This is a genomic window from Saccharopolyspora rhizosphaerae (assembly GCF_003931915.1).
Classification (GTDB): Bacteria; Actinomycetota; Actinomycetes; order Mycobacteriales; family Pseudonocardiaceae; genus Saccharopolyspora; species Saccharopolyspora rhizosphaerae.
In genome coordinates this window covers 514,316-527,718 of record NZ_RSAA01000035.1, presented here as the reverse complement: position 1 = coordinate 527,718, position 13,403 = coordinate 514,316, and the positions used below count along the sequence as shown (strand labels likewise).

Annotated in this window: 10 protein-coding genes; 9 read left to right on the top strand and 1 reads right to left on the bottom strand. The window is 69.7% G+C overall.

The features are described 5' to 3' along the window. The first annotated feature begins 19 nt into the window (after window positions 1-19). The 9 genes from EIL87_RS25370 to EIL87_RS25330 are packed head-to-tail and all read left to right on the top strand — an operon-like array spanning window position 20 to window position 9,239. On the top strand, window positions 20-859 hold the full coding sequence (locus tag EIL87_RS25370) for an MlaE family ABC transporter permease (protein WP_125093082.1): 840 nt from the start codon (window positions 20-22) through the stop codon (window positions 857-859). Then, window positions 856-2,199 (top strand): MCE family protein, encoded by a 1,344-nt coding sequence (locus tag EIL87_RS25365; RefSeq protein ID WP_125093081.1) that lies wholly within the window; start codon window positions 856-858, stop codon window positions 2,197-2,199. Before EIL87_RS25370 ends, EIL87_RS25365 begins: the two co-directional genes overlap by 4 nt. Further along, window positions 2,196-3,254: an MCE family protein gene (locus EIL87_RS25360; RefSeq protein WP_125093080.1), complete on the top strand. Its 1,059-nt coding sequence runs from the start codon at window positions 2,196-2,198 to the stop codon at window positions 3,252-3,254. The genes EIL87_RS25365 and EIL87_RS25360 overlap by 4 nt, the downstream gene beginning before the upstream one ends. Beyond that, the gene (locus EIL87_RS25355; RefSeq protein WP_125093079.1) at window positions 3,251-4,231 is read left to right on the top strand and encodes an MCE family protein; all 981 of its coding nucleotides are present in this window, start codon (window positions 3,251-3,253) and stop codon (window positions 4,229-4,231) included. The genes EIL87_RS25360 and EIL87_RS25355 overlap by 4 nt, the downstream gene beginning before the upstream one ends. Further along, entirely contained in the window at window positions 4,228-5,421 is a 1,194-nt protein-coding gene (locus EIL87_RS25350; protein ID WP_125093078.1) for an MCE family protein, read from the top strand. The genes EIL87_RS25355 and EIL87_RS25350 overlap by 4 nt, the downstream gene beginning before the upstream one ends. After that, the gene (locus tag EIL87_RS25345; protein ID WP_233576579.1) at window positions 5,418-6,596 is read left to right on the top strand and encodes an MCE family protein; all 1,179 of its coding nucleotides are present in this window, start codon (window positions 5,418-5,420) and stop codon (window positions 6,594-6,596) included. The genes EIL87_RS25350 and EIL87_RS25345 overlap by 4 nt, the downstream gene beginning before the upstream one ends. Continuing rightward, complete coding sequence (locus EIL87_RS25340) at window positions 6,596-7,699, top strand: MlaD family protein (RefSeq protein ID WP_125093077.1); 1,104 nt, start codon at window positions 6,596-6,598, stop codon at window positions 7,697-7,699. Before EIL87_RS25345 ends, EIL87_RS25340 begins: the two co-directional genes overlap by 1 nt. A gap of 12 nt (window positions 7,700-7,711) precedes the next feature. Beyond that, window positions 7,712-8,230, top strand: a complete 519-nt coding sequence (locus EIL87_RS25335) for a nuclear transport factor 2 family protein (protein ID WP_233576578.1) — start codon at window positions 7,712-7,714, stop codon at window positions 8,228-8,230. A 37-nt stretch (window positions 8,231-8,267) separates the two neighbouring features. Then, window positions 8,268-9,239: a hypothetical protein gene (locus tag EIL87_RS25330; RefSeq protein WP_125093076.1), complete on the top strand. Its 972-nt coding sequence runs from the start codon at window positions 8,268-8,270 to the stop codon at window positions 9,237-9,239. 288 nt (window positions 9,240-9,527) lie between these two features. On the opposite strand, the gene EIL87_RS25325 is transcribed toward EIL87_RS25330, so the two are convergent. Further along, window positions 9,528-12,749, bottom strand: a complete 3,222-nt coding sequence (locus tag EIL87_RS25325; RefSeq protein ID WP_125093075.1) for a CHAT domain-containing protein — start codon at window positions 12,747-12,749, stop codon at window positions 9,528-9,530. Window positions 12,750-13,403 lie beyond the last annotated feature (654 nt).

The window sequence follows — 13,403 nt, the reverse complement described above, 5'->3', positions numbered from 1 at the left end:
CCGCCAGGGGAATGGGAACATGGTGACGATCTCGCAGCGCGCCAAGCGCGCGGCCCGACGGCCGGTCGAGCTGCTGGACGACCTGGGCGACCAGATGTCGTTCTACATCCGCTCGCTGGCGTGGATCCCTCGGGCCATCACCCGCTACGCCAAGGAGACGCTGCGCCTGCTGGCCGAGGTCAGCTTCGGCAGCGGCGCCCTGGCGGTCATCGGCGGCACGGTCGGCGTGATGATCGGTCTGACGCTGTTCACCGGCACCGTCGTCGGTCTGCAGGGCTTCGCGGCCCTCGACCAGCTGGGGACTTCGGCGTTCGCCGGCTTCATCTCGGCCTACTTCAACACCCGGGAGATCGCCCCGCTGGTGGCCGGCCTGGCTCTCTCGGCGACGGTCGGCTCCGGGTTCACCGCCCAGCTCGGCGCGATGCGGATCTCCGACGAGATCGACGCGCTCGAGGTCATGGGCGTGCCGAGCCTGCCGTACCTGGTGACCACCCGCGTGATGGCCGGGTTCATCGCGGTCATCCCGCTCTACGTGCTGGGCCTGCTGACGTCCTACGTCGCGGCTCGGGGCGTGACGGTCTACCTCTACGGCCAGTCGGCGGGCACCTACGACCACTACTTCAACCTGTTCCTGCCTCCCGAGGACGTGCTGTGGTCCTTCGGGAAGGTCCTGATCTTCAGCGTGGTGGTGATCATGACGCACTGCTACTACGGGTACCGGGCCAGCGGTGGCCCCGCCGGGGTCGGCGTCGCGGTGGGACGCGCGGTGCGGACCGCCATCGTGACCACGGCGCTGCTGGACTTCTTCCTCAGCCTCGCGATCTGGGGCACCACGACGACCGTGCGGATCACCGGATGAGCGCGCGCGGAACGGTCACCAAGGTCAAGCGCAGGCTGATGGGCCTGGCGCTGCTGATGAGCATGGTCCTCTTCGTCGTGCTGTGCCTGGCGTTCTACAACAAGGCGTTCACGTCCTCTTCGGACGTGGTCCTCAAGGCCGCCTCCACGGGCAACCAGATCCTGCCGGACTCCGACGTGAAGGTCCGCGGCATGATCGTCGGCCGCGTCGTCGAGGTGAAGTCCGACGGCGGGGGCGCCGAGCTGCACCTGGCGCTGCAGCCGGAGATGGCCGAGAAGATCCCGGCGAACGTCTCCGCGCAGCTGCTGCCCCGCACGCTGTTCGGCGAGCGGTACGTGGCGCTCGAACTGCCCGACAAGCCCGTGTCGAAGACGTTGGCCGCGGGCGGTGTGATCGAGCAGGACCGCACCCGCGCCGGTCTCGAGCTGGAGACGGTGCTGGCCGACACCATGCCGGTGCTGCAGGCGGTGAACCCCGACGACCTCGCGGCCACGCTCAACGCGCTGGACCAGGCGCTGTCCGGCCGGGGCGAGCAGGTCGGCGACACGCTGGTGCAGCTCAACACCTACCTGGACGGCCTCAACCCGGCGATCCCGGACCTGCGGGACAACCTGCGGGAGCTGGTCGGGGTCGCGCAGACCTACGAGCAGGCCGCGCCGGACATCATCTCCGCGCTGGACAACTTCTCCACCACGGCCCGGACCTTGGTGGACCAGAAGCAGAACCTGCAGAAGATGACCGGCCAGCTCACCACCAGCTCCGGTGACCTGACGACGTTCCTCAACAACAACGGGCAGAACATGATCCAGCTGGCGGACGCGCAGCGCCCGACCCTGGACGTGCTGGCCAAGTACTCGCCGTCCTACCCGTGCTTCCTCAACGAGATGGCCGAGTACGTCCCGCGCATCCGCAAGGTGTTCGGCGAGGGCACCGACGAGCCCGGCCTGCACGTGACGCTGGAAGTCGCCCCGCACCGCGGCAAGTACGTCCCGAACCGGGACGAGCCGCAGTTCGCCGACAAGCGCGGACCGCGTTGCTACAACTTCATGGAGCACTTGGACCCGATGCCGGAATACCCGCCGGACGGGCCGTTCAAGGACGGCTCGGTCGCGCCGCCCGCGTCGCGTCCGGCCACCGGTGGCCTGAACCCGGCCGCGAGCACGAACCCGCAGTCGGCGCCGGCCGGCACCTCCGCGCAGTGGGTGAACTCGCCCGCTGAGCGCGATGTGGTGGCCACCGTGCTGGCCCCGGCCCTGGGCAGGCCCTCCTCCGAGGTGCCCGACTGGGGCGGGCTGCTGGTCGGTCCGGTGCTGCGAGGTGCGGAGGTGAGCTACCGATGAACGGGATCAGCATCCGCGGACCGCTGACCAAGTTCCTGATCTTCGTGGTGATCACCGCGCTCGCAGCCGGGCTGCTGGTCATGACGATCGCCAACCAGGACCTGCGCTCGGCGAACTCCTACACCGCGCGGTTCACCGACGTCACCGCCCTCAACGAGGGCGACGAAGTGCGCATCTCCGGTGTGAAGGTCGGTGAGGTCGAGAACATCGAACTCGTCGACAACAAGGTCGCCGAGGTGAAGTTCAACGTCGCCGACCGGCGGCTGCCGTCCACGGTGACCGCGACCATCAAGTACCGGAACCTGGTGGGACAGCGCTACATCGCGCTGGAGCAGGGCTCCACGTCCAACGGGTCCGGCGGCGCCGCCGGCCGCACCGTCCAGGGTGGGTTCCTGCCGCCGGGCGGCATGATCCCGCTGGAGCGCACCAAGCCGGCGCTGGACCTGACCGTGCTGCTCGGCGGGTTCAAGCCGCTGTTCCAGGCGCTGTCGCCGGAGGACGTCAACAAGCTGTCCTACGAGATCATCCAGGTCCTGCAGGGCGAGGGCGGCACGGTCGAGAGCCTGCTGTCGCACACGGCGTCGCTGACGACCACCATCGCCTCCCGCGACCAGGTGATCGGCGAGGTCATCAACAACCTCAACGGCGTGCTGGACACCGTCAACGCGCGTGACCAGCGGTTGTCCGAACTGGTCGGTCAGCTGCGGCAGGTCGTCTCCGGCCTCGCCCAGGACCGCGAGTCCATTGGCAGCGCGATCACCGCGATGGACGGACTGACCAACACCACGGCCGGGCTCCTGCAGGACGCCAGGCCGGGTCTGAAGCAGGACATCGAGGGTCTCGGCCAGCTGTCGAAGAACCTCAACGACCACGAGCAGCTGGTGGACCGGGTGCTGCACAACATGCCCAACAAGATCGAGAGCCTCAGCCGCTCGGCTTCGCACGGGTCGTGGTTCAACTTCTTCCTGTGCGAGGCCTCCGGCAACGTCGGCGTCGGCAAGGCCAACCTGCCGCTGCCGCTGGCCCCCGTGACCCAGCCGAGGTGTCAGCGATGAGTACCTTCTCCCAGCGCGATCCGCTCAAGATCGGTGTCGCCGGCATCCTCGTGCTGGTGGCGCTGTTCTTGCTGGCGGCGAACTACGAGCGGCTGCCGCTGCTGAGCGGCACGACCTACACCGCGCACTTCACCGAAGCCGCCGGACTGCGTGCGGACAACGAGGTCCGCGTCGCCGGCGTCAAGGTCGGTCAGGTCTCCGACGTCGAGCTGGAGGGCGACCACGTGAAGGTCAGCTTCCGGGTCGACGACGCCGAGCTCGGCGACCACACCACCGCCGCGATCAAGGTCAAGACGCTGCTCGGCCAGAAGTACCTGGCCCTGGACCCGCAGGGCTCCAAGCCGCTCGACAACGACCAGCCGATCCCGCTGAACCGGACGATGTCGCCCTACGACGTCATCGAAGCGTTCAGCGACCTGTCCAAGAACGTCGACCAGATCGACACCGCGCAGCTGGCCAAGAGCTTCGAGACGCTCTCCAGCACGTTCAAGGACACCCCGGGCGAGGTCAGCGGGGCCCTCAACGGGCTCTCCCAGCTGTCGCAGACGATCTCCTCGCGCGACGAGGAGATCGAGCACCTGCTGCAGAACACCACGCAGGTCTCCCAGCAGCTCGCCGACCGCAACCAGGACTTCGAGAAGCTGCTCGCCGACGGCAACCTGCTGCTGCAGGAACTGCGGGCCCGGCGCGACTCGATCTCCTCGCTGCTGACCGGGACCCAGGAGCTGTCGCAGCAGCTGACCGGGTTGGTCGACGACAACCAGGCGCAGCTGAAGCCCACGCTGGCACAGCTCGACAAGGTGACCAAGATGCTGCAGCGCAACCAGCAGAACCTGGACCGGAGCCTGAACAACTTCGCCCCGTTCACCAGGCTGTTCTCGAACGTGCTCGGCAACGGCCACTGGTTCGACACCTACATCTGCGGTCTGCTGCCGCCCGCCGTCGGACCGATCAACCAGGAGGGCTGCAAGCAATGACGAACGCACCCTCGAAGAGCTCGAACCTGGCCAAGATCCTCACCATCGGGATCGTGGTCGTGCTGCTCGGCGCGGTCGGCGGCTGGTGGTTGTTCTACGGAGCGGCCGAGCGCAAGGTCACCGCCTACTTCGACGCCGCGGTCGGCCTCTACCCCGGCGGTGACGTGCGGATCCTCGGCGTTCCGATCGGCACCATCGACGAGGTCACGCCGCAGGGCAAGCAGGTCAAGGTCACCATGAGCGTGGAGCGCGACACCGCGATCCCCGCGAACGCGAGCCTGGTGGCGGTCTCGCCCAGCATCGTCTCCGACCGGTACGTGCAGTTCGCCCCGGTCTACAAGGGAGGTCCGAAGCTCGGGGACGACGCGGTGATCCCCGCCGAGCGGACCGCGACGCCCGTCGAGCTGGACAACATCTACCGCAGCCTCAACGACCTCACGAAGGCCCTCGGGCCCAACGGGGCCAACAAGAACGGCGCGCTGACCGACCTGCTCAACACCGGGGCGGCCAACCTGCAGGGCAACGGCAAGGCGCTGTCGGACACCCTGCGCAACCTCGGCGAGGCCGGGACGACGATGTCGGGCAACAGCGAGGAGCTGTTCAAGACCGTCGACAACCTGCAGCGCTTCACCGGGATGCTGGCCGACAACGACGGCCAGATGCGCCGCTTCAACACGCAGATGGCGGAGGTCAGCAGCAACCTCGCCGGTGAGCGCAACGACATGAGCGCCGCGCTGGCCGAGCTGTCGGTGGCGCTGGGCAAGGTCGAGTCCTTCGTCCGGGACAACCGGGGACTGCTGCAGTCCAACGTCAGCCAGCTGCACGACGTCGCCGCCGTGCTGGTCAAGCAGAAGGAAGCGCTCAACGAGTCGCTGACCACCGCGCCGCTGGCGATGAGCAACTTGAACAACACGTACAACGGCGCTTCCGGGACGCTGGACCAGCGCGCGATGTTCAACGAGCTCAACCAGCCGCCGCTGGTGTCGGTCTGCAAGCTGCTCGACCAGAGCACACCGCAACAGGTCCCGATCGAGGTCAGCAGCGCGTGCAACGCGTTGCGCCCGGTGCTGGCCGGCACCGAGAAGCTCCCGACGCTGGCCGAGACGCTCAACTCGGTTCAGAACGGCAAGTTGCCGCCGCTGCCGCTGCCGCTGACCAACGGACTCAAGCCCGCTGGAGGTGGCCAGTGATCTCGCGGCTCCTGCGATCCGCGCTCAACCGCAAGTCGGCCGTCAAGGTCGGCGCGGTCGCGGTGGTCGGTCTGGTGGCGCTGTCGGGGTGCTCCTCGCGCGGCGTCTACGACATGCCGCTGCCCGGCGGCGCGGACGTCGGCGACCACCCGTACGACGTGAAGGTGCGCTTCTCCGACGTGCTCGACCTGGTGCCCAACGCGGGCGTGCGGGTCAACGACGTCGCCGTCGGGCGGGTCTCGAACATCACCCTGGCGCCGGGCACGTGGGACGCCGAGGTCACGGTCACCCTCAACGGCGACGTGAGGCTTCCCGCCAACTCCACCGCCCGGCTGCGCCAGTCCAGCCTGCTCGGTGAGAAGTACGTCGAGCTGTCCGCGCCCCCGCAGGCCGCCGTCGGGAGGCTGCGCGACGGCGCGACCATCGGGCTGGACCGCACCGGTCGCAACCCCGAGGTGGAAGAGGTCCTCGGCGCGCTGTCGCTGCTGCTCAACGGTGGCGGCGTCGCGCAGCTGCAGGACATCACCAAGGAGCTCAACAAGGCCATGAGCGGCCGCGAGTCCGACATCCGCAGCCTGCTCGACAACCTCGACGAGCTGGTCGCCGGGCTCGACGCGCAGCGCAACGACATCGTGCGGGCGCTGGACAGCATCAACCGGCTCTCGGCCAAGCTCAACGAGCAGCGCGGCAGCATCGACGTCGCGCTGCGCGACCTCGGCCCCGGGCTCAAGGTGCTCAACGAGCAGCGCGGTCAGCTGGTGACCATGCTGCAGTCGCTGGACGAGCTCTCCGGGGTGGCGACCAACGTCGTGGACAAGTCCCACGAGGACCTGGTGCACGACCTCAACAAGCTGGCGCCGACGCTGCACCAGCTGGCCGCCGCGGGCGACTCGCTGCCGAAGTCGCTGGAAACGCTGGTCACCTTCCCGTTCCCGGACAACGCCGTGGACGGCATCGGCAAGAGCGACTACAACAACCTCTACCTCAAGGTCGACCTGAACCTGACCGACATCGTGGAGAACCTCGGCCGCTCCCGCCAGCCGCTGGTGCCACTGCCGGACTCGGTGCCGCTGCCGCTGGGACAGCCGCAGCAGCAACAACCCGCACCGCCCAAGCCGGCACCGGAGAAGTCCGGCGGCGGTCTGCTGGGCTGGCTGTTCGGAGGTGACAGCTGATGCTCACCCGTCGCGCCCGATTCCAGATCATCGCGTTCGTGCTGATCGCGTTGATCGGCTGCAGCTACGCCGGGTTCAAGTACGCGGGGTTGGACCGGTTGTTCGGCAACCGCGGCTACGAGGTGTCGGTGGAGCTGGCCAGCACCGGTGGTGTCTTCGAGAACGCCGAAGTCACCTACCGGGGCGTGCCGGTCGGCCGGGTCGGCAAGATCGAGCTGACCGGCAAGGGCATCCGGGTCCCGCTGGACATCGAGGAGAAGGCGCCCCGCATCCCGTCCAACGTGGAGGCCGTGATCACCAACCGCTCCGCGGTCGGTGAGCAGTACGTCGACCTGCGTCCCAAGCAGGACAAGGGCCCGTACCTCCACGACGGCTCGGTCATCGCCGAATCGCAGACGACCACGCCGCTGCCGGTCCAGGACCTGATGATGAACCTGGACGGCTTCGCCAAGTCGGTCCCGCAGGACTCGTTGCGCACCGTCGTCACCGAGCTGGGAACCGCCTTCCGCGACAACGGCGGTCACCTGCAGACCATCTTGGACACTTCGCGGGAGTTCACCACGCAGGCGCAGAACCACCTGCCGCAGACGGTGCAGCTGCTCGAGGACGGCAAGACGGTGCTGGCCACCCAGAACGACCAGGGTTCGGCCATCAAGTCCTTCAGCAAGGACCTGAACCTGCTGTCCCAGTCGCTGGAACGCTCCGACGGCGACCTGCGCGGCGTCATCCAGAAGGCTCCGCCGGCCGCCGTGCAGCTGTCCGGCTTGATCAAGGACAACCCTCGGGTCGGGCCGCTGCTGGCGAACCTGACCACGACCTCGAAGCTGCTGTCGTCCCACGTGGACGGCATCGAGCAGCTCTTCGTCAGCTACCCGGCGCAGGTGGCGGTGTCCAACACCGTCGTCCCCGGGGATGGCACCGCTCACTTCGGACTGGTGCTCAACCTCTTCGATCCGATGCCGTGTACCAAGGGGTATGAGGGAACACCGGAGCGGGCCGGTAACGACATGTCGCCGGCGCCGTTGAACAAGGAAGCGCACTGCGCGGAGCCTCCGGGCAGTCCGACTTCGGTGCGCGGCGCGCAGAACGCACCCGGGCAGTGAGAGAGGCAACACGTGACCGTTCAAGCCGACACCGCTCGCCGGCGGCCCAAGCTGTCGCTGGTGCTGTTCGTGGTGAGCCTGGTGTGCGCCCTGGTCCTCGGGGTGCTGTGGGTGCTCGCCATGAACAACTCGTCGGTGGCCTACGCCGAGACGCGTGACGAGGCCCTGCAGCAGGGGAAGGAAGCGATCGTCAGCTTCAACACCCTGGACCACAAGGACGTCGACCGCGGTCTGCAGCGGTGGGAGGAAGCGTCCACCGGTCCGCTGCGGGACGAGGTCAAGCAGGGGCGCAAGGACTACGCGACCCGCATCCAGCAGGCCAAGAGCACCACGACCGCGCGGGTGCTGGACGCGGGCATCGTCGAGCTCGACGAGAACGCGGGCAAGGCCCGGATGATCGCGGTCATGCAGGTCACGGTCACCGTCGAGGGCCAGCCCCCGGCCAACAAGCAGGATCGCTACCAGGCAGAACTCACGCGTGAGGGCGACGTCTGGAAGATCAGCGGACTGGGCACCGTCCCGGTCGGCTGAACGGCGAGACCCGACAGCGATTCGAGGAGTTAAGCCAGTGCCAACCAACCGCCGTTCCGGCACGAACCGGCAGCCATCGGCGCGCCGGCCGAAGGTGGCCGGTCTGCGCAAGCGCCCCACTTCGCCGGCCTCCACCGAGACCGCGAAGCCGGAGGGCAGTGACCAGGTCAACGGCACTGCGGTGACCGAGGGGTCGGCGGCCGGCCCGGAGGCCCCGGTTGAGGGCGAGGCCACTGCGGCCGCGGCCGCCGAGCCGGAAGCCGCTGCGGACGACGCTGCGGAGACTGATGCCTCCCCCGAGGCCGAGGCCCCCTCGGCTGAGTCGGCCAGGACCGAGGGACCCGAGGATCCGGGGACCGAGTCCTCGTCCGAGGCTGCCGGGACCGAGTCCGTCGAGCCGGCGGCGAAGGCGAGCGACGCCACCGCGACCGAGTCCGCCGCTGAGCCGGAGTCCGAGACCGCGGAGAGCTCCGAGCCGTCCTCCGAGGAGCAGAGCTCGGAGTCCGGTCCGGCCGGGAAGCCGTGGGTGCTGTGGGGCGCGACAGCGCTTCTGTTCGCGCTGGCCGTCTTCTTCGGCGTCGCGACCTACACGACCTACAACACCGGGTCGGCCGCCAACGAGGCGCTCACCTCGGCGGGCGCGACCAGCGAGGTCAACGGGCAGGTCAGCGACGGCGTCGAGAAGTTGTTCTCCTACGACTTCAACGACACGGCCAAGACCGAGAACGCTGCCAAGGACCTCCTCGTCGGCGAAGCCGTGCAGAAGTACAACGAGCTGTTCTCCGTGGTGAAGCAGCAGGCCCCGCAGCAGCAGCTCATCGTCACCACCACGGTGAAGAACAGCGCGGTGACCCACTTGAACGGCGACCGGGCCGAGGTCCTGGTCTTCGTCGACCAGCACGCGATGCGCGCCAACACCGGTGAGTCCAACATCGGGCCCGCCCAGATCTCGGTCAGCGCCGAGAAACAGGGCGACAAGTGGAAGATCACCCAGCTGACCCTCCGCTGACCCGAACACCCACCGCGAACGGCAACACCGACCTCCCGCCCCGTGGGCTGCGGGTGGAAGCTTCGGCTGAAGCTTCCCCCACAGCTCACGGGGCGGTGTCACCTCGCACCTCCGCTCATCCGCGGGGCGAGGTCTCAACTGGAGCTCCCCGACTCGCGCTGAGCCCTGGGCTGCGACTCGGGCTGCGCCGGGACGGGAGGTTCGGCGGGTTCCTCGTGGGGAGGACCGCGTCGACGCGCCTCGGGTGGCGGGTCCGCCTGATCGCCTGTGGTCCTGGTGTGTGGTCGGTCAGGGGCCGACGTGGACGTGGGCGCTCCAGGCGGCGCAGTCGTGGGGCCGGGCGTTGCGGATCTCGCGGGCGGCGTTGTGCAGCGCGTAGGCGGCACCGTCCGTGCCGTAGCCCTCCGGCCCGAAGACCGCGGAGTAGAAGTCGGCGTGCGCCGCCACGGCGCCGGCCGGGTCGACCTCCCACAGGGTACCGATGACGTGCGTGAACCCGGCGAACCCGAGCGCAGCGACCAGCGACAGCCCCGCCGCGCAGGGTTGGTCGGCGGCGGTGGCGATCTGGCCGAGGTAGCAGAACTCCGCCTTGTCCAGCGCGACCTGCCCGAGTTCGACCAGGCCCAGCGGCCGCTGGCCGTCGCGGTCCAGCAGCATCCCGGCAGCCGGCTGCCCCGGGAACTGCGAGCTCGGTTCGCAGATGTGCACCCACGGGAAGGACGGCAGCATCCGCAGCACATCGGTGGCGCTGGCGCTCTCCGTCGAGACGATCTCCGCCGTCGGCCAGTGCTGCGCCAGCACCTGGTTCTGCGGCGGCAGCTCGCGCGAGACCTGCTCGGCGGACCCCGCGGCCACCAGCGCTCCGCCCTCCGGCACCGGCCGGGTCCGGGCGCGCAGCAGGCAGCCGAGGGTCGGCGTGTACGACGAGACGACGCGGTCCAGCGCCGAGGCGCCGGCGTGCGCGGTCGCCGCGTGCAGCGGCAGGTAGGCCGCCGCGCCGAAGCAGCTCCACCACACCCGCGGCCAGCGAGAGCCCGCCGCCGGGGTGTTGAGGTAGCCCATGCGGTCGAGCACGGGGCGCACCAGCCGGACCCACGTCCAGTCCAGGACGTCGGCGATCGTCGCGTGGTCGTCCTGCTGCGCGGCGCTCAGCAGCGCGAGCGTCTGCTCGCCCGCCTTGTCCGGGGTGGCGTGCGGGATCGGCACGGTCAGCACCCGGCCGCCGAAGATCACCAGCACGTCCGAGCGGTACCGGCTGAGGTTGACGATCGCCACCGAACCGTCGCCGCCGACCCCGCAGAGCTCGGAGAACGGCCGCAGCCGCAGGTGCGTGGGCTGGATCTCGCGGACCTCGTCGACCAGCGCAGCCCAGGCGTCGGCCAGCCGCTGCCGGTTGTCGCCGTCGTCGAGGTCGGGGTCCTCGGCCGGGCGGTCCAGCAACCGCCGCAGCCGCACGACCTCGTCGGCCAGGGCCGGGTGCTCGCGGTGCAGCTCACCAAGCTCGCCACCGCTGGGCAGGAAGTCGGCCAGGATCGCCGACCGGCCGTGCTCGATGAGCTCGACGGCCTTGTTCGGCTCGCCCGCCTCGATGGCGCTGGCCGCGGCGTCGGCCACGATCGAGGCCCACCGCTGCTGCGCGCTCGGCGAGGCCACGACCCGCTTGCCGCGGGTCATCAGCGGCAGCAGTTCCACGGCGGTGGTGAACGACTCCAGCGCCTCCGACCAGCGCTGCTCCTGCGCGCTGATCCGGCCGGCCAGCGCTGCGGCCCGCAGCCGCTGCTCGGCGGGCGCGTTGGCCTGGCCAGCGGCTTCGGTGAGCACCTTGCGCGCCCACCGGTAGTACCGCCTGCGGCCGGTGCGCTGGTGCAGGCCCTGCAGCGCGAGGGCGAGCTGGATGGACACCGCCGCCCGTCCCGGAGTGGTCTCCGGCATGGCGATCAACGCTTGGTCGAACAGCTCGATCGCGGTCTCGACGTCCTGCGCGCGCCCGGCCCGCTGGAACCGGTGCGCGAGCACGACGCCGAGCTGCACCCACGCGATGTGCTGGGTCTGCGGGTCCGAGTCCTTGGCCGCCTCGCGCGCGAGCTCGGCGGCGCGGTCCAGGTCGTCGCCGCTCTCACCGTGCTCGTAGCGCACCAGCAGGCTCGTGTTCAGCGCGGTGAGCACCCGGGCGCGCCGGGACGGGGCGGCGGCCTCCACCGCGGCCTCCCCGGCGGTGACGGCGGTGTCCAGCGCCTTGGTCTCCCCACCGTGCAGGAAGTGCCTGCGCAGCAGGATCGCGTAGCCGCCCAGCGCGAGGGAGCGGTGGGTGTCCTCGGCGGCCATCGCGCGGACCGCGGGCGCGATCGGGCGCAGCACCCGGCGCAGCTGCCCGGCCTCGCCGGTGGCGTCGACGTGCTCGACGGTCGCGGCCGCCAGTTGCCAGACGGTCATGCCGAGCTGCGGGTTGCCGGCTTCGAGCACCCCGAGGACACCGATCAGCTCGTTGATCGCGTTGTTGAGGTCGGTGAGGTCGCCGTTGCGCTGGAAGCGCAGCCGCAGGGCCTCGGCGTACCGGCACAGCCCGCTGCGACGGCCGTCACCGTCGGGCAGCGCTCCCGCACCGGTCGACAGGTGCTTGACCGCCTCGTCGAGGTCGTCCTGGTCGTGAGCGCGCTGGTAGCGGCGCATCAGAGCGGCGCCGAGGTTGATCAGCAGCTCGGGGGTGGTGGGGTCGCTGGCCGGCGAGATCCGCGCGGCCTCCCGGAACACCGCGATGGACTCCTCGTCGGACTCCGCGGAGTCGGCGAGCTGCGCGTGCAGCTTCAGCGCGTTGGCCAGCCGCAGCAGCACCATCGGCCGCCGCTGGTCGCGCTTGGGCGTCTGCGCCACGGCGTCGCGCGCGACCTGGGCGCCATCCGCGGCGATCTGCGGCCGGCCGGTCTTGCCGGCGAGGTCGGTGAGGGCGAGCGCGAGGTTGCAGAAGTAGAGGATGCGGTCGCGGTCGCCGGAGTGCGCGGAGGTGGTCGCCGAGCGGTAGTAGCCGATGGCGTCTTCGAGGTCGGCGAGGTCGCGGCTCTGCACGTAGCGCAGCTGAGCCGCGCTGCCGAGGTTGTTGAGCACGCCCGCCCGCGCGGGGTCGTCCTCGCGCAGGACGCCCGCGGTGCTGCGGAAGACCTCGGTGACCCACGGCAGGTTGCTGAAGTCGAGCGTGGAGACGATCTGGTTCATCGCCGCGATGGCGTCGGCGTAGCGCTGCTCGGGGCTGCGGCGATCAGTGCCACCGGCTTGCGGGCCGACCGCCGGTTGTCCTCCCGTGCCGGGGCCCACCGGGCCTGGGCCGACGCCCGGGTTCGTCCCGGTGTGCGGGCCGCCTGGTCGCGGGTCCGGCGTGCCCGGTGCGGAGTCGCCGCTGTCCTCCGGGGCGAACCAACTCGACTGCGGGGTCTGAGGCCCGTTCTGGTCCTTGCCTCCGGTCCAACGCTGCAGCCCGCGGAACCGCTCGCTCGCGCGGCGTGCATCGTCTGTCATCGGTCGTTTCTCTCCTGTGGCCTGCCGGGCACCGGTCGCGAGGCCGGTGGTCGAGGTCGTCTCACGTTACCGGCGGAGGTAATTGCCGAGTAGCCCATGTTTGCTGAGTGGGATCGCCTCGAGGGATGCGCGTCCCCCCGCTGAGTGCAATTGCTGAGCTTCGGGAGGAGAAGCTACTAGCTCTGCGCGACGGGTTCAGCCCCGCAGGGGAATGTTTGCGGCGAACCGGGGTCTCGATGTGATCAAGCCGGAGCGGCGGTGGCTCCGGGTTGATCTTGAGTCCGTTGTGTTACGACGTTCGGGCGACTGGTCTCCTGGTCATCCCGCCTCCTGCCACGGACGGTAATCGATCAGGACCACGACCGTTCGCAGATGCGGGAGAGCGCGAGTGGTCTCGGGTGGTCTCGGTAATTGGAATGGACCAATGATCACAAGATCGCGAATGGACCGGTGGCGAAATTCGTTCGCGCCTTCCCGCGCGACCAATCCCTCGCGGTCGATCCAGCAGTGCGCGGAATGGGGCGCGCGGGGCTGCGGTGAATTGTGTGGCGTGTGTGACCCGCGTGTCGGGGTGGGTGCGACCTCTTTCGGGTGTGGTTGGTGCTCGACGGGGTGGCTGCCGGCCGGTCCCGCCGGACGAGGGGGGAGGTGTGG